The organism is Brachybacterium halotolerans, from assembly GCF_016623465.1.
Taxonomy (GTDB): domain Bacteria; phylum Actinomycetota; class Actinomycetes; order Actinomycetales; family Dermabacteraceae; genus Brachybacterium; species Brachybacterium halotolerans.
This window is the reverse complement of sequence record NZ_JAEDAJ010000006.1, coordinates 38,648-63,441: the sequence shown is the minus strand read 5'-3', so window position 1 is coordinate 63,441 and position 24,794 is coordinate 38,648. Positions and strand designations below refer to the sequence as shown.

The 24,794-nt window shown below is 72.2% G+C and carries 22 protein-coding genes and 3 tRNA genes; 17 read left to right on the top strand and 8 right to left on the bottom strand.

Annotated elements, in window-relative coordinates:
* Window positions 1–48 precede the first annotated feature (48 nt).
* The 5 genes from I8D64_RS11195 to I8D64_RS11175 all read left to right on the top strand — a co-directional run bounded on the left by I8D64_RS11195 (window position 49) and on the right by I8D64_RS11175 (window position 5,652).
* On the top strand, window positions 49–954 hold the full coding sequence (locus I8D64_RS11195) for a Cgl0159 family (beta/alpha)8-fold protein (protein ID WP_200502986.1): 906 nt from the start codon (window positions 49–51) through the stop codon (window positions 952–954).
* 101 nt (window positions 955–1,055) lie between these two features.
* Window positions 1,056–1,961: a 5-deoxy-glucuronate isomerase gene (gene iolB / locus I8D64_RS11190; protein WP_200502789.1), complete on the top strand. Its 906-nt coding sequence runs from the start codon at window positions 1,056–1,058 to the stop codon at window positions 1,959–1,961.
* Window positions 1,962–2,033: 72 nt separating this feature from the next.
* A complete protein-coding gene (locus I8D64_RS11185) occupies window positions 2,034–3,080 on the top strand; it encodes a Gfo/Idh/MocA family protein (RefSeq protein ID WP_200502787.1) in 1,047 nt (348 codons plus the stop codon).
* A gap of 73 nt (window positions 3,081–3,153) precedes the next feature.
* The gene (locus I8D64_RS11180; RefSeq protein WP_200502785.1) at window positions 3,154–4,767 is read left to right on the top strand and encodes an MFS transporter; all 1,614 of its coding nucleotides are present in this window, start codon (window positions 3,154–3,156) and stop codon (window positions 4,765–4,767) included.
* A gap of 129 nt (window positions 4,768–4,896) precedes the next feature.
* Entirely contained in the window at window positions 4,897–5,652 is a 756-nt protein-coding gene (locus I8D64_RS11175; RefSeq protein ID WP_200502783.1) for a GntR family transcriptional regulator, read from the top strand.
* On the opposite strand, the gene I8D64_RS11170 is transcribed toward I8D64_RS11175, so the two are convergent.
* Window positions 5,619–7,085 (bottom strand): MFS transporter, encoded by a 1,467-nt coding sequence (locus I8D64_RS11170; protein ID WP_200502781.1) that lies wholly within the window; start codon window positions 7,083–7,085, stop codon window positions 5,619–5,621. The genes I8D64_RS11175 and I8D64_RS11170 overlap by 34 nt on opposite strands.
* Before the next feature lie 148 nt (window positions 7,086–7,233).
* Here I8D64_RS11170 and I8D64_RS11165 point away from each other — a divergent pair, with 148 nt between their 5' ends.
* The 6 genes from I8D64_RS11165 to mnhG are packed head-to-tail and all read left to right on the top strand — an operon-like array spanning window position 7,234 to window position 14,290.
* Complete coding sequence (locus I8D64_RS11165; protein WP_200502779.1) at window positions 7,234–10,173, top strand: Na+/H+ antiporter subunit A; 2,940 nt, start codon at window positions 7,234–7,236, stop codon at window positions 10,171–10,173.
* Window positions 10,170–10,814: a Na(+)/H(+) antiporter subunit C gene (locus tag I8D64_RS11160; RefSeq protein WP_200502777.1), complete on the top strand. Its 645-nt coding sequence runs from the start codon at window positions 10,170–10,172 to the stop codon at window positions 10,812–10,814. The genes I8D64_RS11165 and I8D64_RS11160 overlap by 4 nt, the downstream gene beginning before the upstream one ends.
* On the top strand, window positions 10,811–12,379 hold the full coding sequence (locus I8D64_RS11155; RefSeq protein ID WP_200502775.1) for a Na+/H+ antiporter subunit D: 1,569 nt from the start codon (window positions 10,811–10,813) through the stop codon (window positions 12,377–12,379). The genes I8D64_RS11160 and I8D64_RS11155 overlap by 4 nt, the downstream gene beginning before the upstream one ends.
* A 5-nt stretch (window positions 12,380–12,384) precedes the next feature.
* Window positions 12,385–12,912, top strand: a complete 528-nt coding sequence (locus I8D64_RS11150; protein ID WP_246482982.1) for a Na+/H+ antiporter subunit E — start codon at window positions 12,385–12,387, stop codon at window positions 12,910–12,912.
* The gene (locus I8D64_RS11145) at window positions 12,909–13,691 is read left to right on the top strand and encodes a monovalent cation/H+ antiporter complex subunit F (RefSeq protein WP_200502773.1); all 783 of its coding nucleotides are present in this window, start codon (window positions 12,909–12,911) and stop codon (window positions 13,689–13,691) included. The genes I8D64_RS11150 and I8D64_RS11145 overlap by 4 nt, the downstream gene beginning before the upstream one ends.
* On the top strand, window positions 13,688–14,290 hold the full coding sequence (gene mnhG / locus I8D64_RS11140; RefSeq protein WP_200502772.1) for a monovalent cation/H(+) antiporter subunit G: 603 nt from the start codon (window positions 13,688–13,690) through the stop codon (window positions 14,288–14,290). The genes I8D64_RS11145 and mnhG overlap by 4 nt, the downstream gene beginning before the upstream one ends.
* A gap of 25 nt (window positions 14,291–14,315) precedes the next feature.
* Here the strand turns inward: mnhG and I8D64_RS11135 are convergent, their stop codons facing one another.
* From I8D64_RS11135 to I8D64_RS11115, 5 genes are all read right to left on the bottom strand, one after another.
* Window positions 14,316–14,921, bottom strand: coding sequence for a flavin reductase (locus I8D64_RS11135; RefSeq protein ID WP_200502771.1), 606 nt, complete (start codon window positions 14,919–14,921; stop codon window positions 14,316–14,318).
* A gap of 94 nt (window positions 14,922–15,015) precedes the next feature.
* Window positions 15,016–15,088, bottom strand: a tRNA-Phe gene (locus I8D64_RS11130).
* 96 nt (window positions 15,089–15,184) lie between these two features.
* Complete coding sequence (locus I8D64_RS11125) at window positions 15,185–16,207, bottom strand: NADP-dependent oxidoreductase (protein ID WP_200502770.1); 1,023 nt, start codon at window positions 16,205–16,207, stop codon at window positions 15,185–15,187.
* Window positions 16,208–16,318: 111 nt separating this feature from the next.
* A tRNA-Asp gene (locus I8D64_RS11120) sits at window positions 16,319–16,392 on the bottom strand.
* Window positions 16,393–16,546: 154 nt separating this feature from the next.
* Window positions 16,547–16,619 (bottom strand) — tRNA-Glu (locus tag I8D64_RS11115).
* Window positions 16,620–16,785: 166 nt separating this feature from the next.
* Between I8D64_RS11115 and I8D64_RS11110 the strand changes: the two genes are divergently transcribed.
* From I8D64_RS11110 to I8D64_RS11100, 3 genes are read left to right on the top strand one after another with little or no spacing between them, the layout of a single operon-like run.
* The gene (locus I8D64_RS11110; protein WP_200502769.1) at window positions 16,786–17,850 is read left to right on the top strand and encodes an LLM class flavin-dependent oxidoreductase; all 1,065 of its coding nucleotides are present in this window, start codon (window positions 16,786–16,788) and stop codon (window positions 17,848–17,850) included.
* Entirely contained in the window at window positions 17,847–18,596 is a 750-nt protein-coding gene (locus I8D64_RS11105; RefSeq protein ID WP_200502768.1) for an NADPH-dependent F420 reductase, read from the top strand. The genes I8D64_RS11110 and I8D64_RS11105 overlap by 4 nt, the downstream gene beginning before the upstream one ends.
* Window positions 18,593–18,964, top strand: coding sequence for a metallopeptidase family protein (locus I8D64_RS11100; protein ID WP_200502767.1), 372 nt, complete (start codon window positions 18,593–18,595; stop codon window positions 18,962–18,964). The genes I8D64_RS11105 and I8D64_RS11100 overlap by 4 nt, the downstream gene beginning before the upstream one ends.
* A gap of 53 nt (window positions 18,965–19,017) precedes the next feature.
* Here I8D64_RS11100 and I8D64_RS11095 read toward each other — a convergent pair whose 3' ends face one another.
* The gene (locus I8D64_RS11095; RefSeq protein ID WP_200502765.1) at window positions 19,018–19,713 is read right to left on the bottom strand and encodes a response regulator; all 696 of its coding nucleotides are present in this window, start codon (window positions 19,711–19,713) and stop codon (window positions 19,018–19,020) included.
* Window positions 19,710–20,810 (bottom strand): sensor histidine kinase, encoded by a 1,101-nt coding sequence (locus I8D64_RS17385; RefSeq protein ID WP_343068546.1) that lies wholly within the window; start codon window positions 20,808–20,810, stop codon window positions 19,710–19,712. Before I8D64_RS17385 ends, I8D64_RS11095 begins: the two co-directional genes overlap by 4 nt.
* A gap of 262 nt (window positions 20,811–21,072) precedes the next feature.
* Here I8D64_RS17385 and I8D64_RS11085 point away from each other — a divergent pair, with 262 nt between their 5' ends.
* The 3 genes from I8D64_RS11085 (at window position 21,073) to I8D64_RS11075 (ending at window position 24,653) form a co-directional block, all read left to right on the top strand.
* On the top strand, window positions 21,073–22,086 hold the full coding sequence (locus I8D64_RS11085; RefSeq protein WP_200502762.1) for an ABC transporter ATP-binding protein: 1,014 nt from the start codon (window positions 21,073–21,075) through the stop codon (window positions 22,084–22,086).
* 2 nt (window positions 22,087–22,088) lie between these two features.
* Complete coding sequence (locus tag I8D64_RS11080; RefSeq protein ID WP_200502752.1) at window positions 22,089–22,886, top strand: hypothetical protein; 798 nt, start codon at window positions 22,089–22,091, stop codon at window positions 22,884–22,886.
* A 93-nt stretch (window positions 22,887–22,979) separates the two neighbouring features.
* Window positions 22,980–24,653: an alpha/beta hydrolase gene (locus I8D64_RS11075; protein WP_200502750.1), complete on the top strand. Its 1,674-nt coding sequence runs from the start codon at window positions 22,980–22,982 to the stop codon at window positions 24,651–24,653.
* Window positions 24,654–24,794 lie beyond the last annotated feature (141 nt).

Below are 24,794 nucleotides of genomic sequence, written 5' to 3'. Positions count from 1 at the left end.
CCGACCAGCGGGGCCCCGTCGACCGGGGCCACGGCGTCGACCGGGACCATGGAGTCGACCGGGACCAGGGACGACGCCTTCGTCGACTCCTACGAGGACGTCACCCGGGTGCGCATCGAGGACCCGGGCCGGATCGGCCGGCTGCTCGCGCGCCGCGCACGGCGCACCGTCGCCGACACCGACGGCTCGATGCTCATCGTCGCCGCCGACCACCCCGCCCGCGGGGCCCTCGGCGTGGGCGCGCGCTCCGAGGCGATGGCCAGCCGCACCGACATGCTCGACCGCATGCGCACGGCGCTCGCCGTGCCCGGCGTCGACGGCGTGCTCGGGACGGCCGACGTGCTCGAGGACCTCCTGCTGATGGGCGCCCTCGAGGACAAGGTCGTGTTCGCGTCCATGAACCGCGGCGGGCTGCAGGGCGGCTCCTGGGAGATCGAGGACCGCTTCACCTCCTACGACGCCGAGTCCATCGCGCGGGCGGGCTTCGCGGGCGGCAAGATGCTCACCCGCATCGATCTCGACGACGACCGCACCTCGAAGACGCTGAAGTGGAGCGCCGAGGCGATCGACCAGCTCGCCGCGCGCGAGCTCATCGCCATGATCGAGCCCTTCTGGTCCTCGCGGCAGGGCGGGAGGGTCGTCAACGACCTCAGCCCCGAGGCCGTCATCCGCTCCATCCACGTCGCCCAGGGCCTCGGGACGACCAGCGCGTACACGTGGCTGAAGCTGCCCGCGGTGGCGGACATGGCCCGCGTCATGGACGCGACCACGCTGCCCACCCTGATCCTCGGCGGCGACCCCGGCGCGACCGATCCGGAGGCGGTGTACGCGACCTGGCGCGAGGCGCTCGCCCGGCCCAACGTGCGCGGCCTCGTCGTCGGCCGCAGCCTGCTCTACCCGGCCGACGACGACGTGCGCGGGGCCGTGAGCACCGCCGCGAGCATGATCCGCTGATGCCCGGCCGTCCGCGGCACCGGGCGCACGGCGTCGAACCGGGCCCACGGCATCGACGAGCATCGACACGAGAACACCCACCCCGACGAAAGGGCGAGAGCATGAGCGAGCTGCACATCCCCGCGGGGACCTCGGCGCAGGCCCCCTACGACACCGTCATCGACCCCGGGGAGCGCGAGGACTGGGTCCACACCGGACTGCGCGTCCTCGCGCTCGAGCCGGGAGGCTCCGCGCGCCTGGGCACCGGCCGCACCGAGATCATGGTCGTGCCGCTCAGCGGCTCCTGCAGCGTGCAGGTCTCCGACCGCGACGGCGACCACGAGTTCGAGCTCGCCGGGCGCAGCGACGTCTTCGCCTCGGCGACCGACGTGGCCTACGCGGGCATCGAGTCCACCCTCACGGTGCGCAGCGAGCAGGGCGGCCGCTTCGCCCTCGCGATCGCGGTCGCGACCTCCTTCCACCCCGCGGCCCGCGTGGCCGCCCAGGACGTCCCCGTGGAGATCCGCGGCGGCGGGAACATGACCCGTCAGGTGCGCAACTTCGGCACCGTCGGCTCCTTCGACGACTGCGACGCGATCATCGCCTGCGAGGTCATCACGCCCGGCGGCAACTGGTCGAGCTACCCCGCCCACAAGCACGACGAGACGGTGGAGGACCCGGAGCGCCCCGAGTCCGAGCTCGAGGAGATCTACTACTACGAGATCCAGGACGCGCCCGACGGCGGACCCGGCTTCGGCTACCACCAGACCACCTCGAGCGACCCCGAGCGTCCGATCGACGTGCTCGTCGAGGTCCGCAGCGGCGACGTCGTGCTCGTGCCCCACGGCTGGCACGGCCCGTGCGCCGCGGCGCCCGGCCACGCCATGTACTACCTCAACGTGATGGCCGGTCCCGGCGCCGAGCGGGCCTGGAACATCACCGACCGCCCCGACCAGACCTGGGTGCGCGGCACCTGGGACGAGCTCGGCCCCGACCCGCGCCTCGTCGAGGGCGCCGACGGGGCCTGACGGCCCGTCCCGCGCCTCCCGTCGGCCCGTCCCGCGCCGCCCCCATCCGTCCCGTTTCGAAGGAGAGACCCCATGAGCACCACCCCCAGCACCTCCGCATCCCTCCCGGCCGACGTCCGCGTCGGCGTCATCGGCGTCGGCCAGATGGGCGCCGACCACGTCACCCGCATCCGCGACCGCATCAAGGGCGCGCGCGTGAGCGTCGTGACCGACTACTTCACGGACAAGGCCCAGGAGATCGCCGACACCGTCCCCGGCGCGCGCGTCGTGGACACCCCCGAGGAGCTCATCGCCGCCGACGACGTCGACGCCGTGCTCATCGCGAGCCCCGGGAAGTTCCACCGCGACCAGGCGATCGCCTGCATCGACGCCGGCAGGCCCGTTCTCTGCGAGAAGCCGCTCGCGATGAACCCCGAGGACGCCTACCAGGTGGTCGCGGCAGAGCAGGCCTCGGGCGGCCAGTACCTCTCGCTCGGCTTCATGCGCCGCTTCGACCGCGGGTACGCCGAGCTGCACGACGCGATCTCCTCGGGCGAGCTCGGCGAGATCAGCATCGTGAACTGCAAGCACCGCAACGCGACCACCCTGCCCGGCTTCGTCGACTCGATGATGGTCTACGACTCCGCTGTCCACGAGGTCGACGCGATCCACTACTTCCTCGACGAGCCGATCACCGCGGTGCAGGCGATCCTGCCCGTCCCCGGCCCGCGGGCAGACGAGGGCCAGCACGACCCGATGCTGCTGCTGTTCCGCACGGCGTCCGGCCGCATCGTCACCGACGAGCTCTACGTCAACACCGCCTCGGGCTACGAGGTGCGCACCGAGGTGCTGGGCTCGAAGGGCATCGCCACCATCGGCCAGGAGTCCGGCCGCGTCACCACCCACCTCGAGGGCTCGCGGTGGGGAGGGGAGATCCCCGGGGACTTCCGCCCCCGCTTCATCGACGCGTACGACGCCGAGGTCCAGGCCTGGGTCGCGGCCGTCGCCGCCGGCACCAACGTCGCCGATCGCTCGGCCCGCGCCTGGGACGGCTACCTCGCCGCCGCCGCGTGCGAGGCCGCCGAGAAGGCGCTGACCGCGGACGGGTTCGTCCCCGTCGACACGCGCGAGCGCCCCTGAGCCCCACGGGGCGCGCCCCACCGGACGCGCCCCGTCGGGCCCGCCCGATCCGATCTGTCCCAGGAGGACGACGATGTCTTCACCCCGCTCCGAGCTGCCCGACGGGCATGTCCCGTCCACCGGCGAGATCCCGACCCTGGTCTCGCGGATCTCCGCCTCCGGCCGTCGCCGCGGACCGCTGCTGATCGCGGCCATCGCGACCATGGGCTCCCTGCTGTTCGGCTACGACACCGGCGTCATCGCGGGCGCCCTGCCGTACATGCACCTGCCCACCGCCGCCGGCGGCCTGGGACTGAGCGCCGCGGAGGAGGGCCTGGTCACCTCGCTGCTCGCCTTCGGCGCGGCCGCGGGCGCGCTGCTGGGCGGGCAGCTCAACGACCGCATCGGCCGTCGCCGGGCGATCATGCTGCTGGCGATCCTGTTCGTCGTCGGCACGCTGGGCTGCACGCTCGCCCCGAGCGTCGCGGTGATCGCGCCCTTCCGCTTCATCCTCGGCATGGCCGTCGGCGGCGCCTCCTCGACCGTCCCGCTGTACCTCGCCGAGGCCGCGCCCAAGCGGATCCGCGGGCCGCTCGTGGCGGTCGACCAGTTCATGATCGTCTTCGGCCAGTTCGTCGCCTACTCGCTGAACGCCGTCATCGCCCACATGCACTCGGCCCCGCAGGCCGTCGTCGAGAACGACCCCTCCGGCACCTACCGGTCGGGGCAGACCGTGTCCTGGGACGTGCTCCAGCACATCGAGGGCGTGGTGGTCTCGAGCGGCAACGGCGAGGCCTGGCGGTGGATGCTCGTGCTCGCCACGATCCCCGCGATCGTGCTCTGGGTGGGCATGCGCGTGATGCCGGAGTCGCCCCGCTGGTTCGCCGCGAACAAGCAGTACTACGAGGTCATCGAGACCCTCAAGACCCTGCGCGACCCCGCCAAGGACGACGTCGCCGACGAGGTCGTCGAGATGGTCGAGCTCGAGGAGAAGCAGGCGCAGCAGGTCGAGTGGACGCTGCGGCAGGGCTTCCGGCGCCGCTGGGCCCGCCGCCTCATCCTCATCGGCATCATGCTGGGGATCTTCGACCAGCTCACGGGCATCAACACGGCCATGTGGTACATGCCCACGATCCTCGGCGCGGCCGGCTTCTCCACGGCCGACGCGATCACCCTGAACGTCGTCACGGGCGCCGTCTCCGCCGTCGGCTCGGCGGTCGGGCTGTACGTCGTCTACCGCTTCGCCCGCCGGCACGTGGGCATGGCACAGGAGCTCGGCGTCGCGATCGCCCTGTTCGCGCTCGCCGCGCTCTTCCACTTCGGGGTCGAGCCCCACATGAGCGCCGACGGGTCGATCGCGGACACCATCCCCACGCTCGTGCCGTGGCTGATCCTCGTGGTGGTCTCCCTGTTCGTCTTCGCCAAGCAGGCCGGCACCGTCACCTGGGTGCTGCTCGCGGAGATCTTCCCCGCGAAGATCCGCGGCGGCGCCCAGGGCATCTCCGTGGGCATGCTGTGGCTGTTCAACGGCATCGTCGCGGCGGTGTTCCCCTCGATGATGGCCGGGCTCGGCGGCGCGAAGACGTACCTGCTCTTCGCGATCATCAACGTCATCGCCTTCCTGTTCTACTGGCGCGTCGTCCCCGAGACCCGCGGGGTCTCGCTCGAGGAGTTCGAGGAGCGCTACCAGGCCGCCCACGGGGAATGACTCGCGGGCACGCGGAGGCCGCGGCGGGGACCGGGACCCGGACGACCCCGACCCCGCCGCGGCGCCGCACCCCTGTGTACATTTGTCCGGACACGCGGCGTCGCAGCCGCGCCCGAGGAGGAGACGTCCATGACCGCGGATCCCGCCCGCCCCACCGAGCTCAGCATCCCCATCGAGCGCGGCTCCTCCACACCGCTGTACCTCCAGCTCTCCGCGGCCATCGAGGGTGCGATCCGCGAGGGCACCCTGGTGCCGGGCTCGCGCATCGAGAACGAGCTGCAGCTCGCCGGCCGCCTCGGCCTCTCGCGCCCCACGGTCCGCCAGGGCATCCAGGAGCTCGTGGACAAGGGGCTGCTCGTGCGCAAGCGCGGGGTGGGCACCCAGGTCGTCGAGTCCCAGGTGAACCGTCCGGTGGCGCTCACGTCCCTGTACGACGACCTCGCGCGCGAGGGCAAGCATCCGCGCACCGAGGTCCTCGAGTACCGGATCGGACGGCCGACGGCCGAGGCGGCGGGGCGTCTGCTGCTGGACACCGGGGAGCTCGTCCTGGACCTCATGCGCGTGCGCTATGCGGACGACGAGCCGCTGGCCGTCATGCGCAACACCCTGCCCGAGCGCATCGCCCCCAGCCGCGAGGACCTGCTCGAGAAGGGCCTGTACGCGGCGCTGCGGGAGCGCGGGATCGCCACGGCCGTGGGCCATCAGAGGATCGGCGCGATCACGGCCGACGAGGAGAACGCGGCCCTGCTGGGGGAGACCGTCGGGGCGGCGCTGCTGACCATGGACCGCAAGTCCTTCGCGAACGACGGCGCCGTCATCGAGTACGGCCACCACGTCTACCGCGCCTCGCGCTACTCCTTCGAGGTCACGCTCGTCGACGGCTGAGCGGCCGGCGCGAGGTCGCCCGCGCGCCCCGCCGCACCGAGCCGGATCGGCACGAAGGCGATCAGACCGAGCGCGATCACGACGATGATCCCGAGGATCCCCATGCGGGTGTCGTGGAACAGCCACACGGTGAGCGAGAACGCCGCGGTGCCGAGGAAGCCGAGCGCGCGTCCGGTGGTCGCGTAGAGGCCGAAGTTCTCCGTCTCGTGCCCGGGCGCCGAGAGCCGCGTGAGCAGGTTCCGCGAGGAGGACTGCACGGGGCCGACGAAGAGGCAGATCGCGAGCCCCGCGACCCAGAACACGATCGGCGCGTCGATCGCGAGGACCACCAGGCCCAGCACCACGATCGCCGCGCAGCCCGCGATGATCACGGCCCGCGAGCCCGCGCGGTCGTCGATCCGGCCGCCCACGAAGACGCCGATCCCGGCGACGAGGTTCGCGGCGATCCCGAACACGATCACCTGCACGGTCGAGAAGCCGTAGGCGTTGGCCGCGAGGACACCGGCCACGGAGAAGACCGCGCCGAGGCCGTCCCGGTAGATCGCGGAGGCGACGAGGTAGGCGAGGGTCACGGGCTCCTCGCGGAAGGCCCGGACCACGCGGCGCACGATGGTCGCGTAGCCCTGCCACGGGGTCCAGCGGGCGGCGGCCGGGATCCGGCCCTCGAGCTCGGCCCTCCCATGGTGCCGCGGCGCCCACAGCATGAGCGGGAGGGTGCCCAGCAGGATCCAGACGGCGACGAACACCGGGATCGCCCGCAGGTTCCAGCCCTCGTCCCCGGTGATCCCGAGGATCCCCGTCCCCGGCATCACGAACAGCACGAGGACCAGGCCCAGGCAGACGATCGATCCCCAGTAGCCGACCGCCCATGCGGTGCCCGAGACGCGGCCGCGGTCCGCGGGCGTCGAGATCTCCGGCAGCACGGAGTTCACGAACACCCCGGCGAGCTCGGAGAACACCACCCCCAGGGCGATCAGCGCCGCGCCCAGGGTGAGGAAGGCCGGGTCCCGGGCGATCAGCGGCATCAGCGCCACGGTCACCACGGTCGCGAGGGTCGTCACGCGCAGCAGGGTGTTGCGGGCTCCGCCGGAGTCGGCGAGGTTCCCCAGCAGCGGCGCGAGCAGAGCGATCGCGACCGCGCCCACAGCCTGCCATGACGTGAGGACCTGGGAGCCGTGGTCCTGGGCGGCCTTCAGGGCGTCCGCGCCCACGGCGCCCTCGGTCGCGACCGCGTTCGTCACGTAGGTCGCGAACACGAAGGTGAGGATCACGGAGCTGAAGGCGGACATGCCGCCGTCCCAGAGAGCGAAGGAGACCTTCGCCCGGCGTCCCCCGCGCGCGGGGGAGGCGGGGGACGAGTGCGCAGGGGAGTGCGCGGAGGAGGCGGGCCCGGACGGCCCGGGGGAGTCGGACCCGGCGGTGGGGGAGGCCATGGGAGCACTCTAGGGCGCGCGCCGCGCCGTATTCCCGATCCGTCGGCGGATCGGTGCAAGATGCCCGACATCCGAAGGCCCAGCGCCGCCCCAGGGCGAGCAGATAAAATGTTCATGATCCCCCGCCCCCACCACGGACGGAGAGCGTGTGCTCCTTGTGCTCATCGCCCACCTCGCAGCCGCCCTCCTGGGCCCGGTTGCGGTGCGCGCGATCGGGCGCAACGCGTTCTACCCGCTGGCCGTGGTCCCGGCGCTCAGCGCCGTCTGGCTCGCGAGCATGTCCCCGGCGCACCTCGCCGAGGAGCCCCGCGTCGAGTCCGTCCCCTGGATCCCGCAGCTCGGGATCTCCCTGACCTTCCGGCTCGACACGCTCAGCTGGGTGATGGCGCTGCTGGCCACGGGGGTCGGCACCCTCGTGCTGCTCTACTGCGCCCGCTACTTCAAGGACACGGAGCCGGGGCTGGGACGCTTCGCGGGCGTGCTCACCGCCTTCGCCGGGGCGATGGTGGGACTGGTCCTGGCCGACGACGTCATGGTGATGTTCGTCTTCTGGGAGCTCACCACGATCTTCTCGTACCTGCTCATCGGCCACTACGCCGAGAAGCAGGCCTCGCGCCGCGCCGCGATCAACGCGCTGATCTCGACGACCGCCGGCGGCCTCGCGATGTTCGTCGGCCTGCTCATGCTCGGCGAGCGCGCGGGCACGCTGAGCCTCGCCGGGATCGTCGCGGACCCCATGTGGCATGCTCCCGATGCGTTCCTCGTGACCGCCCTGCTGCTGATCACCGCTGGGGCCGCGAGCAAGTCGGCGCTGATCCCCACGCACTTCTGGCTTCCCGGGGCGATGGCCGCCCCCACGCCCGTCTCCGCCTACCTGCATGCGGCGGCGATGGTGAAGGCGGGCGTCTACATGGTGCTGCGGCTCGACCCGGCGATCGCGCACGTCCCCTCCGTGGGGACGGTGATCGCGGTGCTCGGCGCGGCGACGATGCTGCTGGGCGGGTGGCGCGCCCTGCGCCAGACCGACATCAAGCTGCTGCTGGCCTACGGGACGGTCTCCCAGCTCGGCTTCCTGATGGCCGTCGCGGGCCTCGCCACGCCCGATGCGGCCCTCGCCGCGACGGCGATGCTGATCGCCCACGCCGCCTTCAAGGCGCCGCTGTTCATGGTCGTCGGCATCATCGACAAGAAGTTCGGCACCCGTGACCTGCGCATGCTCTCAGGGGTCTGGCGGGTCGCGCCCGTGGTCGCCGTGATCGGCGTGCTCTCCGCGGCCTCCATGGCGGCGGTCCCGCCGCTGCTGGGCTTCGTCGCCAAGGAGGCCATCTTCACGGCGCTCTGGGAGGGCGGGACCGGCCAGAGGGCGCTGCTGATCGCCCTGGTCGCGGGCTCGATCCTCACCGTCGCGTACTCCTGGCGCTTCGTCGTCGGCGCCTTCGGCCGGGCCGGCGGCGCGCCGCCCGTGCGGGCCGTGCGGATCCCCTGGGGCTTCTGGGCGCCGCCCGCGGTGATCGTCGTCGCCGGACTGGCCCTGCCGCTCGCGAGCCATCCGTTCGAGCAGGTGCTCCGCGGCTTCTCCGAGACGGTCCCCGCGCTGGGGGAGCACGCGGAGCACGGGGCAGTGCACCTCACAATGCTCCCGCACGTGGGCGTGCCGCTCGCGCTCAGCGCTCTCGCCCTCGGACTCGGCGCCGTCCTCGTCGTCCTCGCGCGCCCGCTCGAGCGCCTCCAGCGCGCCGTCTCCCCGCAGCGCTGGAGCGAGCACCGGATCGGGGTGCTGCTCGACGCCGAGCGCGGCTTCCGCGCGATCATGCGCGCGGTCGACGGCCTCGCCATCCTCGTCACCCCGCTCTACCAGAGGGGCTCGCTCCCCTTCACCCTGGGCACGATGCTCGTGGTGACGATCGCGCTCGCCGCCCCCATCCTGATCTGGCAGAACCCGGTGCCGGACAACCTCGTGCCCTTCGTGACCCCCGTCGAGATCCTGCTGCTCGTGGTCGCGGCCGTCGCCGCGATCGGCGCGGCCCGGGCCCGTCGGCGCCTGCGCGCGGTCTTCCTCATCACCGTCACCGGGTACGTCGTGGCCGTGTACTTCCTGCTCGCCGGTGCGCCGGACGTCGCCATGACGCAGGTGCTCGTGGAGACGATGATGACGGTCGTGCTGGTGCTCGCCCTGCGCCGCCTGCCCGTGTACTTCTCGCGCCGGCCGCTGGACCTGGACCGCTGGGTGCGCTGGGCGATCGCGATCGGCACCGCCGCCGCCATGTGCGGCGTCGCCGTCTACGCCGCGGCCGCGCGCACCCAGTCGCCGCTGGGCAAGGACCTCATCGAGGCCGCGTACACGATCGGCGGCGGCCACAACGTCGTCAACGTGACCCTCGTGGACGCCCGCGTGTGGGACACCTTCGGCGAGATCTCCGTGCTGCTCGTGGTCGCCACGGGCGTCGCCTCCCTGATCTTCGTGACCCGCCGCGAGCAGGCGATCTCGCGCGTGAGCAGCCTGGGGTCCGGCCGGACCATCTGGAACCGGCGGGTCGACGAGGAGCTGCCGCGCAACCTCCTGGAGTTCGACACCCGGCCCGAGGACGTGGCCGGCAACCGCTGGCGCACGTGGCTCTCGGCCGGGCGCACCCTGGCCCCGCAGCGGCGCATGGTGGTCCTCGAGGTCGTCACCCGGCTGTCGTTCCCGCTGATGATGATGTTCTCGGTGTACCTGCTGATGGCCGGGCACAACCATCCCGGCGGCGGCTTCGCGGGCGGGCTGGTCGCGGGCATCGCGCTGACCCTGCGCTACATCGCGGGCGGCCGCTACGAGCTCTCCGAGGCCGCTCCCGTCCAGGCGGGCCTCGTGCTGGGCGTCGGCATGGCCACGGCCGTGCTCGCCGGCGTGGTGCCCGTCGCCTTCGGCGGCAGCGTGTTCTCGACCGCGACGCCCGTGATCCATATGCCCGTGCTCGGCGAGGTGCACCTGCCCACGGCGCTGCTGTTCGACATCGGGGTGTACCTCGTGGTGATCGGGGTGGTCCTCGACATCCTGCGCAGCCTGGGCTCCCAGATCGATCTGCACCAGGAGGCGGAGGACGGATGACCGTGAGCCTCGCCCTCGTCCTCACCGCCGGCGTCCTCATCGCCTGCGGCGTCTACCTCGTGCTCGAGCGCACGCTGACCCGCATCATCCTGGGCTTCGTGCTGCTCGGCAACGGGGTGAACCTCCTGTTCATCCTCGCCGCGGGCCCGTGGGGCTCGCCCCCCTTCGAGGGGACCGACGATCCGGAGCGGATGACCGACCCGCTGCCCTTCGCGATGGTGCTCACGGCGATCGTCATCACCCTGGGGGTGACCGCGTTCGTGATGGCGCTGGCCTACCGGGCCTGGCAGCTGTTCGGCCATGACGAGGTGCCCGACGACGTCGAGGACCGCCGCGTGCTGCGCCGCTCCCGCGCCCGCACCGGGCAGGGCATCGAGGTGGGCTGGGCCGACGCCCTCGACGAGGACGCCCGGCGCGGCGCCCTCAAGGCGTCGCAGGGCCTGCGCGCCCCCGAGGAGGAGGAGAACCCGCTGGGAGAGGACCTCACGGGCGACCAGGACGTGCCCCAGGACTACACGGAGGCCGACGAGGCCGAGGACCAGCCCGAGGACGGGCCCGAGGACCAGCCCGCAGAGCAGTCCGGAGAGCAGTCTGGAGAGCATTCCGGAGAACCGACCGAGGACCAGGAGGACCGCGCATGAGCGTCGCCCTGCTCCTCGCCCTGCCTGTGGTGCTGCCGCTCGGCGGCGCCGCGTTCACGCTGATCCTGCGCCACCACGCGGCGCTGCAGCGCGCGGTCTCCACGACGACCCTGGTCGCGATCCTCGCGGTCGCCCTCGCCATCGGCTACCGGGTCACGGTCGACGGCACGCTCGTGCTGCAGATCGCGAGCTGGACCCCGCGGCTCGGGATCGTGCTGGTGGCCGACAGGCTGACGGCCCTCATGCTCGTCGTCTCGAGCGTCGTGACCCTCGCCGTTCTCGTGTACTCGAGCGCGCAGTCCGTCAGCGAGAACACCGAGCGCACGCCTGTCGCGATCTACCATCCGACCTACCTGGTGCTGGTCGCCGGCGTCTCCAACGCGTTCCTCGCGGGGGACCTGTTCAACCTCTACGTGAGCTTCGAGATCCTGCTGGCCGCGAGCTACGTGCTGCTCACCCTGGGCGGGTCCGCGAGCCGCATCCGCGCCGCGACCACCTACGTGATCGTCTCGCTGCTGAGCTCGGTGATCTTCCTGGCGGGCATCGCCGCGGTGTACGCGGCCGTGGGCACGGTGAACCTGGCCGAGCTCGCCGTGCGCCTGGACCAGCTGCCGGACTCCACGCGCATGGGGCTCGAGCTGATGCTGCTGGTCGCCTTCGCGATCAAGGCCGCGATCTTCCCGCTGAGCGCGTGGCTGCCCGACTCGTACCCGACCGCGCCCGCACCGGTCACGGCCGTGTTCGCGGGACTGCTCACGAAGGTGGGCATCTACGCGATCATCCGGCTCGAGACCCTGCTGTTCCCGGCCTCGCAGCTGGAGACCCTGCTGCTCGCGGCCGCCGGGGCGAGCCTCGTGATCGGGATCCTGGGCGCGGTCGCGCAGACCGATCTCAAGCGCGTCCTGTCCTTCACCCTGGTCTCGCACATGGGCTTCATGCTCTTCGGCATCGGCGTCACCACCCGCCTCGCGATCGCCTCGACCATCTACTACGTCGCCCATCACATCACCGTGCAGTCGACGCTGTTCCTGGCCGCCGGGCTCATCGAGCACCGCGCCGGCACCACGAACCTGGGGCGCCTGGGAGGGCTCGCGAAGGCCGCCCCGCTGCTCGCAGTCATCTTCTTCGTGCCCGCGATGAACCTCTCGGGCATCCCGCCCTTCTCCGGGTTCCTGGGCAAGGTGGGCCTCGTGGAGGCCGGCATCGAGCGCGGCAACACGGCCTCGTGGATCCTCGTCGTGATCAGCGTGCTGACGAGCCTGCTCACGCTGTACGCGATCGCGAAGATCTGGAACCGCGCGTTCTGGCAGAAGGCGCCGCAGGGCGCGGACATCGAGAAGGACGGCGAGAGGGTGCCGGCCCTCATGTACGGCGCGACCGGGGCGCTCGTCGTGGTCTCGCTGCTGCTGACCGTGCTCGCGGGACCGCTCATGCATTTCACCGACGAGGCGGCCCGCTCGGTGCTGGACCGCAGCCCCTACGTGAGCGCGGTGCTCGGCGACGATGCGGCCGACCAGCTCGCCTGGCGCATCGGCGACGACGGCACGCGGGTGGAGGAGCGATGAGGGGGATGCTGCGCGAACTGCCGAGCCGCTGGCTGGGCCTGCTGGTCGCGACCGTGTTCTGGTGCCTGCTGTGGGGCGGCTTCTCGGCGTCCGACGTGCTGGGCGGCCTGGTCGTGGCCGTGCTCGTCTACGTGCTCTTCCCGCTGCCGTCGATGGCGCGCGAGGTGACGCTGCGGCCGCTCGCCTTCGTGTGGCTGGTGGCGCGGTTCCTGTGGGACATGACCGTCTCGGCGGTGCAGATCGCCTGGTGGGCGGTGCGGCCCGGGCCGGAGCCGCCCACGGCCGTGATCGCCGTCGAGCTCGCCTCGCGCTCCGACCTGTTCCTCACCTTCACCGCCGCGCTGTCCACGCTGATCCCCGGTTCCGTGGTCGTCGAGGCGCAGCGCGCCACGGGGACCCTGTTCCTGCACGTCATCGGCGTGGGCGACGAGGAGGGCGCCGAGCAGGCGCGCGAGCGGGCCCGGCGCCAGGAGCTGCGCCTGCTGCGGGCACTCGCCCGCGGCGAGGTGCTCGAGGGGGCGGGGCTGCGATGATCGCCGGGAACGCGGACGCGCTCGACGTGGTGCTGATGGTGATCGCGGGGGTCCTCGCGCTCGCCGCGCTGCCGGCCGTGCACCGGATGATCGTCGGCCCGACGATCCTGGACCGCGCCGTCGCCTCTGACATGCTCATCGTCCTGGTGGTCGCGGGGATGGCCCTGTACACGGCGGCGACGGGGACGAGCTACGGGGTGGCGCCGATGCTCGGGCTGACCGCGCTCGCCTTCGTCGGCACGCTCGCCGTCGCCCGCTTCGTCTCCCGCGACCGGGTCAGGTCCGGCGTGGCCCGCCCGCCGGAGGACCCCGACGCGCTGCAGTCGGACACGCTCTCCTCGGACCCGCCCAGCGCGGAGGCCGCCGACGCGGAGGGCACGGACGCCCAGGGCGCCGTCGAGGAGGCGGTCGACGCCGCCGGTGACGGTGCGGAGCTCGACGGCGCGGAGCCGGACGGCGAGGAGCTGGCCGGCGCAGAGCCGGACGGCGCGCAGCGGGGCGGCAGGGCCGACGCGGAGTCCGACGGGGCCCCGGCGGTCCGCGCCCCGTTCACGGACGACGGACCGGGCCCGCACGCTTCCGCGCGCCCCGTCGGGCCCCACGACGTCGCGGGAGGAGCGGCACCGCGCCTGCCGGGTCCGGCCGCCGGGTCCCACGCCTCGGGCCTCGACGTGCACGAGGCCGACGACCTCGCCGAGGAGTCCGGGTCGAGCGCTCAGGCAACCGACGGCCGCGCATCCGACGGCAGCGGCGACGACTCCGGGGGTGAGGGCCGATGAGCGCGATGGACGTGATCGGACTGGTGCTCATCGCGCTCGGCGCGCTGTTCGCCCTGGTCGCTTCGATCGGCCTCGAGCGCTTCAGCGACGTGCTGCGGCGCATGCACGCCGTCTCCAAGCCCCAGACCGTCGGCCTGCTGCTCGTCCTCGCCGGGACGGCGCTGATCGCAGGGAGCTGGACGATCGCCGGGTCGATGCTGCTGGTGATGCTCGCGCAGATGGCCACCGTGACGGTCTCGAGCACGATGGTGGGGCGGGCCGCGTTCCGCCGCGGCTTCGTCTCCGGCAGCGCCTACACGATCGACGAGCTCACCCCGCGCCTCGCGTCGACCTTCGACGAGGACGACGACGAGGACGGCTTCGTCGACGAGTCCCAGGGCCCGCACCTGGGGGAGGAGGAATCCCCCGAGCGCTTCCCCGAGAACGTGGTGGGCGGTGCCCACGAGCACGCGGACCTCTCGAACCTCTCGAACTGGGACGAGCCCGAGGACGAGAGCGGACCCACGTCGCTGGACGTCGACATCGACCTCGAGGACGAGACCGAGAAGGAGCTCGAGGACGTCGTCGAGCGGCGCGGCCGCGACGAGGACGGCATCTGAGGGCAGGAGCCGTCCGGGTGCCCGCTCAGTCCGGGCGGCGCATGTCGAAGCGCAGCTCCCGATCGATGCCGAAGTACGCGGTGGGTCCGCCGCCGCGGAGCACCGGATCGGCCGCGACCGTGTCGAAGACGCCGTCCACCAGGACGGATTCGTCCAGGTGCACGCCCACGACCTCCCCGACGGTGAACCACGAGCCCGAGGAGCCGCCGGCCGAGGTCCGCAGGTCGATGATCTGCGTGACCCTGCACTCGAAGCTCACCGGCGAGGCGGCCACCCGTGGGGGCCCGACCTCGATCGAGGGTGCGGCGGCGATGCCCGCGGCGTCGAACTCGTCGACCTCGGCGGTGGTCGAGGAGGAGTTCATCTGCTCGGCCTGCGCGCGCGAGACCAGGTTCCAGGTGAACTCCCCGGTCGCCTCGCAGTTGGCCACGGTGTCCTTCCAGCCGTTGCTGGAGAAGCCGATCAGCGGGGGCAGGTAGTTCAGGGCGTTGAAGAACGAGTACGGCGCGAGGTTCCTCGCGCGGTGCGCGTCGACGGTGGCGATCCACCCGATGGGCCGCGGTGCCACGATGGCGTTGAACGGATCGTGGGGGAGCCGGTGCCCCTCGGACGGGCGGTAGAAGTACGTCACCCGGCCATTCCAGCACGCGCGGGAGGCGTCGAGCTGCGGTGGCGGGAGCGCATGAGAAGAGGCCCTCACGCGCGTGCATGAGGGCCTCTGGCGGTGGCTCCGACCGGCGTCGATCCGGTGACCTTTCGATTTTCAGTCGAACGCTCTACCAACTGAGCTACAGAGCCGTGATCGCCGAGGGCGACCGACGTCAAGGCTAGCAGTCGGCGTGCGGTGCTCCCAACCGGAAGGCGCGGGTGAGAGGCATGCCACGGGGCGGCGCGTCAGGAGATCTGCACGATCGTCTTCCCGAGGTTCGCGCCGCGCAGCATCCCCAGGAAGGCGTCGGGGGCGCTGTCCAGTCCCTCGTGGATGTCCTCCAGGTAGTGGACCTGTCCGCTCGCGACCCAGCCGGTCATGTCCCGCAGGAAGTCCTCGAACATCGTGGGCGCGAACTCGCGCTGGATGAAGCCGCGCAGTGTGAGGCTCTTGCGCAGCACCGCTCCCATCAGCTGGCCGCTGCGGTCGGGCCCCTCGGGGAGGGCTGTCGCGTTGTAGCTCGCGGCGAGGCCGCACACGGGCACGCGCGCGAACTCGTTGAGGTGGGGGAGCACGGCGTCCCAGACGGCGCCGCCGACGTTCTCGAAGTACACGTCGATGCCGTCGGGCGCGGCGTCGGCGAGGCGGCCGCCGAGGTCGGGCGCCCGGTGGTCCAGCGCGGCGTCGAATCCGAGCTCGCGCATGCGCTCGACCTTGCGCTCGCCGCCGGCGATGCCCACCGCGCGCGCTCCGAGGATCCGCGCGATCTGGCCCACGGCGGAGCCCACTGGGCCCGCGGCGGCGGCCACGGCCACGGTCTCCCCGGGTTGCGGCCTGCCGATCGCGAGCAGCCCGGCGTAGGCGGTGAAGCCGGGCATCCCCAGCACGCCGAGTGCTGTGGTGACGGGCGCGCTCGCGGGGTCGAGGCGGCGCAGGCCCCCTGCCGCCTCCACGCTGTACTCCTGCCAGCCGCCGTAGGAGAGCACCGTGTCGCCGGCGCTGAAGCCGTCGGCGGCGGACTCGACGACCTCCGACACGGTCGCGCCCACGATCACGTCCCCGATCTCCATGGGGGCGGCGTAGGACTCGGCGTCGCTCATCCGCCCGCGCACGTACGGGTCGAGGGAGAGGAATCGCGTGCGCAGGAGGACCTGCCCGTCGGCGGGGGACGGGACGTCCACCACGTCGTGCTGGTAGTCCTCGCCGGTGGGCTCCCCGTGCGGGCGCGCAGCGAGGCGGATGCGGTGGTTCCGGAGGTGCGTGCTCATCCTTCGACCCTAGGACGCGCGCGCCGCCGGTGGGCATGCAGAGGACGGCGGGCGACAGCCTCATACGACGAGAGGCCCCGGAGCATCTGCTCCGGGGCCTCTCATGCGGGGCGACCCTGACCGGGCTTGAACCGGCGACCTCCGCCGTGACAGGGCGGCACTCTAACCAACTGAGCTACAGGGCCATTCTCGTCGTCCACGCTCTCGCGTTTCCGACCTGGACAACTCTACCGGACCTTTTCAGGGCCCTCGACCACTCGGCCTGTGAAACACCTCGCAGTGCCCGTTCCCGGTGTTCGCGGCGGTGGTCCCGACCCCGGATCCGGAGTCGTCCAGTCGTACCCCCAACGGGATTCGAACCCGTGTCGCCGGCGTGAAAGGCCAGTGTCCTGGGCCGCTAGACGATGGGGGCCCGGGGGAAGCATACCGATCGCTCCGCGGCGGTCGCGACCGCCTTCCGGGTCGATGCGGCGTACGCGACATCGGGACCGCCGTGGGAAGAAGCGGCCCCGCAAAATAGTTGACGTGTCAACGACCCGGCATCATGCTGGGATCCCGCGGCACGAGGAGGAGAGCACATGGACCGGATCACGCTCGGCGTCGACACCTTCGGGGACGTCATGGTCGACGAGAAGGGACGGCCCCTCGGAGAGGCCGCGTCGCTCCGGCACGTCCTCGAGGAGGGGATCGTCGCGGACCAGACGGGGCTCGACGTCTTCGCCGTCGGCGAGCACCACCGCGACGACTACGCGATCTCCGCCCCGGAGACCCTTCTCGCCGGCCTCGCCACGCGCACCCAGGGCATCCATCTCTCGAGCGCCGTCACGGTCCTCAGCTCCGACGATCCCGTGCGCGTCTACCAGCGCTTCGCCACCGTCGACGCCCTCTCCGACGGTCGCGCCGAGGTCATCCTGGGCCGCGGGTCCTTCACGGAGTCCTTTCCGCTGTTCGGGTACTCCCTGGAGGACTACGAGGTGCTCTTCGAGGAGAAGCTCGGCATGTGGATCGAGCTCATGAAGGAGCAGCCCGTCACCTGGTCCGGGAGCACGCGTCCCGGACTGCAGGATGCGCAGGTCTATCCGCGCACCGACCACGAGGGCGGCATCCCCACCTGGATCGGCGTGGGCGGCTCCCCGCAGTCCGTCGTGCGCGCCGCCGCCCACGGCCTGCCGCTCATGCTCGCGATCATCGGCGGCGAGCCCCAGCGCTTCGCCCCGTACGTGGACCTCTTCCACCGCGCTGCCGACCAGCTCGGGGTGGCGCGCCAGCGGGTCGGCATGCACTCCCACGGGCACATCGCCGCCACGGACGAGCAGGCCCTCGAGGAGTACTGGCCGGCGTACCGGGCGCACAACGCCCGCCTCGGCGCGGAGCGCGGCTGGCCTGCCATGACCAAGGAGCACTTCCTCCAGGAGGTCGAGCACGGCGCGCTGTACGTGGGGTCTCCCCGCACGGTCGCCGAGAAGATGGTGCGCAATATCCGCGCCCTGGACGTCCAGCGCTTCGACTTCATCTACACCGCGGGTCAGAACCTGCCCTCGCTGCGTCGCCAGTCCGTCGAGCTCTACGGCTCGCAGGTCGTGCCGATGGTCCGCGAGATGCTCGCCGACTCCGAGCGCTCCGGCGAGGACACGGCGTCATGAGCGGGGATAGCGCAGGCTCCTCCGCGCCGATCCGCACCCTCGGGATCCTCGGCGCGGGGAAGGTGGGCACGGTCCTCGCCCGCCGCGCGCTCGAGGCGGGGTACGAGGTGCTGATCTCCGGATCCGGGGACCCGGCGGCGATCGCCCTGATCACCTCGGTGCTCGCCCCCGGTGCGCGTGCGGTGCGCCCCGAGGAGGCCGCTCGCGAGGCGGACGCCGTGATCCTCGCCCTGCCGCTGGGCAGGTTCCGCGAACTGCCGGTGGAGGCGCTGCGCGGCACGCTCGTGATCGACGCGATGAACCACTGGTGGGAGACCGACGGCGCGAGCGAGGAGCTCGGCGGACCGGCGGCGTCCACGAGCGAGCTCGTGCAGGAGCATCTGGCGGGGGCCCGCGTCGTGAAGGCGCTGAACCACATGGGCTACCACGACCTCGACGAGAGGGCTCTCCCCGCCGGGGACCCCGATCGCCTCGCGATCGCGATCGCGGGCGCCCCGGACGACGCCGACAGGGCGGCCCGCCTGATCGACGCCCTCGGCTTCGATCCGCTCGTGATCGGAGACCTGCGCAGCGGCGTGCGGCTGCAGCCCTTCGCGGGCGCCTTCGGCGCGGCCACCGACCGGGAGGGCCTCGCGCGCATCATCGAGGAGTTCCCCCGCACCGAGCGCGGTCGCGAGGTCCTCGCCGCGCTCGAGCCCGCCGCCCTCGAGCCCGCCGCGGGCGGCAATGGTTCGATGGACGCATGATCGCCATCAGTCGCGAGGACTTCGAGGAGGCCGTCGACGACGCCCTCGACTCGCTCCCGGACGAGACCGCGCGCCTGATCGCCGAGTCGAACGTCGTCATCCTCATCGAGGAGGAGCCCGATCCCGCGCGCGACGGGCACCAGGCCACCGAGCTGCTGGGCATCTACCACGGCATCCCGCTGGACCAGCGCAGCGTCTTCGACAGCTACATCGAGCCCGATCGGATCCTCATCTTCCGCGGACCCCTGCAGCGCGTGAGCGCGAGCCGCGAGGCGCTCGTCGCCGAGATCCGGGTGACCGTGCTCCATGAGCTCGGCCATCTGTTCGGGCTCTCCGAGTCGCGTCTGCACGAGCTCGGCTGGGGCTGAGCCCGTCGGCCCTCGCGGTCGACGCTCTCTGCTGACGCCCGCTGTCGACGCCCTCAGTCGGGGGCGTCGAGGCCGTCGCTGAGCCCGGCCTCGTGGGCGATGATCGCGATCTGGACGCGGTTCGAGCAGTCGAGCTTCGCGAAGATCTTCGACACGTGCGCCTTCACGGTGGCCTCGCTCATGAACAGCCGCTCGCCGATCTGCGCGTTCGACAGTCCGGCGCCGACGGCCCCCAGCACCTCGGTCTCGCGCTCGGTGAGCTGATCCAGGCCATCGTGCTCGGCGCTGCGCGTCCCGGGATTGGACTGCGAGAAGTGCGAGAGCATGCGCCGGGTGACGGTGGGAGCGAGCATCGCGTCCCCCTGGGCGACCACGTGCACGGCGCGGATCAGGTCCTGCGGGGGAGTGTCCTTGAGCAGGAAGCCGCTGGCCCCGGCCTCGAGGGCCTCGAAGACGTACTCGTCCATGTCGAAGGTCGTGAGCATGATGATCTTCGGCGGCTCCGACTGGGCGCACACCGCGCGGGTCGCGGCGATGCCGTCCATACCCGGCATGCGCACGTCCATCAGCAGCACGTCGGGCCGGTGCTTCTGCACGAGCGTGACCGCCTGGTTGCCGTCGGACCCCTCGCCGACGACCTCGATGCCCGGATCCGCGCCCAGGATCATCGCGAGCCCCGCCCTCACCAGGGAGTCGTCATCGACCAGGGCGATCCTCTTCACCCCGGTGCCCGCCGGGCTCTCGTTCATCCCTGCGGATTCGGCCACGGGATCACCGCCTTCACCTCGAAACGTCCGTCGTCCGTGGGGCCCGACGTGATCGTGCCGCCGGCATGCGTCACCCGCGTCTCGATGCCCGAGAGACCCATCCGCGCCCCGGGCAGATCCGTCGTGAACCCCTTCGGGAGCACATTACTGATCTCGATGAGCAGGTCGTCGCCCGGCTCGCCGATCAGCGCGATCCGCGCCCGTGTGTGCCGCGCGTGCTTGTGGATGTTCGTCAGCCCCTCCTGCACCACCCGGTAGGCGGTGCGAGCGAGGGCGTCGGGGACCGGGTCGTCGATGAAGTCGAACAGCTCGACTTGCACCCCGGCCTCCTTCGTCGACTCCACGAGGCGGCGCACGTCCTCCCAGGTGGGCTGCGGGTTCAGCGGGGCGACCTCCTCCTCGCCGCGCAGCACGCCCAGCACCTCGCGCAGCTCGGAGAGGGCGTCGGCCGCTGTCTGGCGGATCAGCCCGGCCGAGCGCGAGACCTCCTCGCGCTCGAGGTTCTGGTTCACCTCGAGCGCACCGGCCTGCAGTGCGACCAGCGAGATCTTGTGGGCGACGATGTCGTGCATCTCCCGGGCGATGCGCGTGCGCTCGGCCCGTCGGGCGTCCTGCTCGGCCGTCGACCGGCGGTGCTCGGCCTCCTCAGCGCGCGCCGTGAGCTCCGCGAGCAGGTCGGCGCGAGCGCGCAGGTACATCCCGGCCACCGCCGCGATCGCCGCGACCAGACCGCTCACCAGCGCGCCCGCCACCGCGGGACGCAGCGGGTTCGCGAGGTGGGGGAGCACGCCCGTGAGCACCGCGAGGGCCATCGCCCCGAGGGGCTGCCAGCGTCCGCGCAGGCGGCCTGCGAGCGCGAAGGAGGCGATCGCGAGCACCACCTGGGAGGCGCCCAGCACGTTGACCACGAGCACGAGCGGCAGCAGCCAGCGCCAGGTGCGGCGCCGCGCGAGGAGGGCGAGGCCGGCCAGCACTCCGATGCCGATCGCGACCGGGTCGTCGCCGTGGCTGAAGGGCACGTGCCAGACGGCGCGCGCGACCGCCTCGGCGAGCACGGCGACGACGAGCACGACATCCACCCAGGCACGCTCGACCCACCCGGTGCCGTCGTGGTCGCGGCCCCCGGTCCTGGCCCCGCGCGCGGCGCGCTCATCCGATGCCGCCCGCCGCTTCATCCGCACTCCTCCATCGGGCAACTGTAACCAGGGGCGGGACCGGGGCAGGCACCGTGAAGCCGTACCTTCGGCCGACCCCGCACGGGGGTGCGAGGCGACCAAAGTCGGTCGCCGTCGGACCCGCGGGAGGATCCGCGCCCGACCCCTCTGCCGACAGGGTGGAGCCATGACCACCACCAGCACCCCCACCGAGGCCCGCGCCACCGGGCCCGCAGGGACCCGTCGGAGCGACGCGAGCGTCGACCTGCGCATCGAGTCCCTGCGCAAGACCTACGGAGAGCAGACGGCCGTCGACGGCCTCGACCTGCTGTGCGAGCCCGGCACGGTGACCGGCTTCCTCGGCCCGAACGGCGCCGGGAAGTCCACGACCCTGCGGATCCTCACCGGTCTCGCCGAGGCCGACTCGGGCACTGCGCTCGTGGGCGGCATGTCCTTCCGCACGATCCCGCAGCCCGGCCGCGTCATCGGCGTCATGCTCGACGCGCGCACCCTGCACCCCGGCCGCACCGGGCTGGAGACCCTGCGCCTGGCGGCCCGCACCTGCGGCATGCCCGCCTCCCGCGCCGACGAGGTCCTGGAGATGGTGGGCCTGTCCGGGGCCGGCCGCAAGCGCGTGCGTGGGTACTCCTACGGCATGCGGCAGCGGCTCGGCATCGGCGTCGCCCTCATCGGCGACCCCGCCGCGCTCATCCTCGACGAGCCCGCGAACGGCCTGGACCCCGAGGGCATCCGCTGGATGCGCCGGCTCCTGCGCTCCTTCGCCGACGCCGGCGGCACCGTGCTGCTCTCGAGCCACCAGCTCGCCGAGGTGCAGGCCACCGTGGACCGCGTCGCGATGATCGCCCACGGACGGCTCGTCGCCGAGGGCAGCCTCGAGGACGTCACCGCCCAGGGCGGCACCCGCGTCGCGGCCCTCGACCCCGAGGCCCTGGGCCGGGCGGTCGAGGCCAGCGGCGTCGGCGCCAGCCACGGCAGCGACGGCTCCTTCACCCTCGCCCTCGAGCCGGCCGACGTCGGCCGGCTGGCCCTCGAGCACGGCCTCGTCCTCACCGAGCTGCAGCGTCTGAGCGACGGCTCCCTCGAGGACGTCTTCTTCTCCCTCACCGAGGACGGCCAGGCGCCCCGCCCCGCCCCGGCGACCTCCACAGCCGCCGCACCGACCACCTCCCAGGAGGCCTGATCATGACCACCGCATCCTCTGCGCTCGCCACCACCGGCACCTCCGCCGGCGCCTCCGGCCCCGGCACCTTCCGACCGCTGCTGGACCTGCGCCAGGTGCTCGACACCCTGGCCATGCGCATCCTGCTCATCGTCAGCGCCGTCGCCGTGCTCGGCATGGCCCTGCTCTCGACCACCCTGCAGCCGCTGCTCCTCGAGGATTCGCCGGTGATCGCCTACGGCGGGATCATCGCCGTCGGCCTCGTCCTCGGCGTCGTCCTGCCCGTGCTCACGGTGCTCACCGTGGTCGGGGAGTGGCCCGGCGCGATCCAGCAGACCTTCCTCCAGCGCCCGCGACGCACCGGCGTGCTGCTGTCCAAGATCGTCGCCGCGCTGATCATCGCGCTCGTCGTCACCGCGATCGGCCTCGGCGCCGCCCTGGGCCTCGCCTCGCTCGTGGGCGGCATCTCGGGCGACGGGTCCACGTTCGAGAACGTCGGCAGCACGCTGCGCAGCACCGGTCTCGAGCTGCTGCTGGGCACCCTGTTCGCCGCCGCGTGCGCGGCTCTGCTGCAGGGCACCGCGCTGGCGATGGTCATCTCGGTCGTGCTGCCCTTCGTGGTGACCGTCGCGACCTCCATGGTGGCCGTCCTCGGCTCGGAGACCGTCGCCGAGGTCATGCGCTACGTCGACCTCACGAGCTCCGCGGACACCCTCGCCCGCGGCGACGTGACCGTCTCCGCGATCGGCGCGATCGTCCTGCTGATCCTCATCCCGCTCGTCGCCGGCGGTGTGCGCTGGGCCCGTCGCGAGATCGGCTGACCCCGTGTCCGACCGGCCCGTCTGAACGGGCCCCGGCGACCCGCCGCCCCTAGGATGGGCGGGCACCCCGCACCCCACCCCAGGAGCTTCCCCATGCAGCGCACCCGATCGCGCCGAGGCGCCCTGCGCATTCTCGCCGGCGCCGCCGCGACGGCCCTCCTGGTCTCCGGATGCAGCCTGCTGGACGGGGGAGAGGACGGGGCCGACGGGCGCTCGGGCGCCTCGGACTCGGGCGCTTCGAGCGACGGCGCCTTGGGGTCGGGTGGCACGGCCGACTCGAACACTGCGCTCGCCGAGCTCGGCACGTCCCACGCGCAGGACCTGCCGTCGGACCCCGCGGAGGACTCCGCCTACGCCGACTTCTACGACCAGGACGCCGTCTGGGAGGGCTGCGGGCAGGACGTGCTCGACGAGGCCGCCGTGCAGGGCCTGCAGTGCTCGACCGTGAAGGTCCCCAAGGCCTGGGACGACCCGAGCGCGGGCGATGTCGAGATCTCGCTCGTGCGCCTGCCGGCGACCGGCGAGGCGAAGGGGTCGCTGCTGACGAACCCGGGCGGCCCCGGCGGCTCGGGCGTCGACTTCCTCGCCCAGAGCGCGGACTACCTGTTCAGCCAGAAAGTCCGCGAGAACTACGACCTCATCAGCTTCGACCCCCGGGGCGTGTCCCGCTCCGAGGGCATCGAGTGCCTCGACGACTCGCAGACCGACGAGTACCGCGCGGACACCTACGACGGCGGCACGCCCGAGGGGCTGCAGAAGTCCCTGGACTGGATGCAGAAGATCTCCGACGCCTGCGAGAAGGATTCCGGCGATCTGCTTCCGTACCTCGACACCTATTCCGCCGCGCGGGACATGGACGTGCTGCGGTCGGCTGTCGGCGACGACTCCCTGAACTACCTGGGCTTCTCCTACGGCACCTACCTGGGGGCGACCTACGCCGACCTCTACCCGGACCGCGTGGGCCGCTTCGTGCTCGACGGCGTCATGGATCCGAGCCTCACCGGCGACCAGATCGTCGAGGGCCAGGCGAAGGGCTTCCAGCAGGCCACCGAGCAGTTCGCGAAGTTCTGCATCGCGCGCGACGACTGCCCGCTCACGGGCTCCACGCCCGAGGAGGCCACGAAGGAGCTCACCGCCCTCCTCGACTCGATCTCCGACGACCCGATCAGCACCAAGGACCCCGACCGGCCGCTCACCGGTGCGCTCGCGACCGCCGGCGTGCAGATGATGATGTACAGCGACGAGTACTGGAGCCTGGGCGTGCAGGCGCTCAGCAACGCCTCCGACGGCGACGGCTCGACCCTGCTCGCGCTCGCCGACCTCTCCGCCGGCCGCCAGGACGACGGCAGCTACAAGGGCAACGACCTGTACGCGATCAACGCCGTGAACTGCCTGGACCACCCCGGCGTCGCCTCCCTGGACTGGCAGAAGCAGGAGAGCGCCCGGCTGCTGGAGGAGTACCCGGCTGCAGGGATGACCGACTACTCCCAGGCCATGTGCGACACCTGGCCCGTCAAGCCGCTGCGCGAGCCCGCCGAGGTCCACGCGAAGGGGAGCGACCAGATCGTCGTGGTCGGCACGACCCGTGACCCGGCGACCCCGTACGCGTGGGCGAAGAACCTCGACTCCCAGCTCGACAACTCGACGCTCATCACCTTCGACGGGGACGGCCACACCGCCTACGGACGCAGCGGCGGCTGCGTCGAGGATGCCGTGGACGCGTACCTGGTGGACGGCACGTCGCCGCAGAAGGGCCTGACCTGCTGACGAGGCCTCATCTGCTGACGAGGTCTGACCTGCTTGCTGACGGTGGACGAGCTCGAGACGGCAGTGTGGTGCGTCGCTCACCGCTCCGCTTTGCACCCCTCGGTCGAGTTCTCGTAGAGTAGCCAGGTCCGCAGTGCTCGG

Excerpts from the sequence above, each read along its gene's own strand:
- I8D64_RS11080 (WP_200502752.1), top strand. The coding sequence starts at position 22,089 with ATGACCACCGCATCCTCTGCGCTCGCCACCACCGGCACCTCCGCCGGC.
- iolB (WP_200502789.1), top strand. The coding sequence starts at position 1,056 with ATGAGCGAGCTGCACATCCCCGCGGGGACCTCGGCGCAGGCCCCCTAC.
- I8D64_RS11075 (WP_200502750.1), top strand. The coding sequence starts at position 22,980 with ATGCAGCGCACCCGATCGCGCCGAGGCGCCCTGCGCATTCTCGCCGGC.
- I8D64_RS11175 (WP_200502783.1), top strand. The coding sequence starts at position 4,897 with ATGACCGCGGATCCCGCCCGCCCCACCGAGCTCAGCATCCCCATCGAG.
- I8D64_RS11150 (WP_246482982.1), top strand. The coding sequence starts at position 12,385 with ATGCTGCGCGAACTGCCGAGCCGCTGGCTGGGCCTGCTGGTCGCGACC.
- I8D64_RS11125 (WP_200502770.1), bottom strand. The coding sequence starts at position 16,207 with ATGAGCACGCACCTCCGGAACCACCGCATCCGCCTCGCTGCGCGCCCG.
- I8D64_RS11095 (WP_200502765.1), bottom strand. The coding sequence starts at position 19,713 with ATGAACGAGAGCCCGGCGGGCACCGGGGTGAAGAGGATCGCCCTGGTC.
- I8D64_RS11195 (WP_200502986.1), top strand. The coding sequence starts at position 49 with ATGGAGTCGACCGGGACCAGGGACGACGCCTTCGTCGACTCCTACGAG.
- I8D64_RS11110 (WP_200502769.1), top strand. The coding sequence starts at position 16,786 with ATGGACCGGATCACGCTCGGCGTCGACACCTTCGGGGACGTCATGGTC.
- I8D64_RS11145 (WP_200502773.1), top strand. The coding sequence starts at position 12,909 with ATGATCGCCGGGAACGCGGACGCGCTCGACGTGGTGCTGATGGTGATC.
- I8D64_RS11105 (WP_200502768.1), top strand. The coding sequence starts at position 17,847 with ATGAGCGGGGATAGCGCAGGCTCCTCCGCGCCGATCCGCACCCTCGGG.
- I8D64_RS11185 (WP_200502787.1), top strand. The coding sequence starts at position 2,034 with ATGAGCACCACCCCCAGCACCTCCGCATCCCTCCCGGCCGACGTCCGC.
- I8D64_RS11155 (WP_200502775.1), top strand. The coding sequence starts at position 10,811 with ATGAGCGTCGCCCTGCTCCTCGCCCTGCCTGTGGTGCTGCCGCTCGGC.
- mnhG (WP_200502772.1), top strand. The coding sequence starts at position 13,688 with ATGAGCGCGATGGACGTGATCGGACTGGTGCTCATCGCGCTCGGCGCG.
- I8D64_RS11085 (WP_200502762.1), top strand. The coding sequence starts at position 21,073 with ATGACCACCACCAGCACCCCCACCGAGGCCCGCGCCACCGGGCCCGCA.
- I8D64_RS11170 (WP_200502781.1), bottom strand. The coding sequence starts at position 7,085 with ATGGCCTCCCCCACCGCCGGGTCCGACTCCCCCGGGCCGTCCGGGCCC.
- I8D64_RS11160 (WP_200502777.1), top strand. The coding sequence starts at position 10,170 with ATGACCGTGAGCCTCGCCCTCGTCCTCACCGCCGGCGTCCTCATCGCC.
- I8D64_RS11100 (WP_200502767.1), top strand. The coding sequence starts at position 18,593 with ATGATCGCCATCAGTCGCGAGGACTTCGAGGAGGCCGTCGACGACGCC.
- I8D64_RS11180 (WP_200502785.1), top strand. The coding sequence starts at position 3,154 with ATGTCTTCACCCCGCTCCGAGCTGCCCGACGGGCATGTCCCGTCCACC.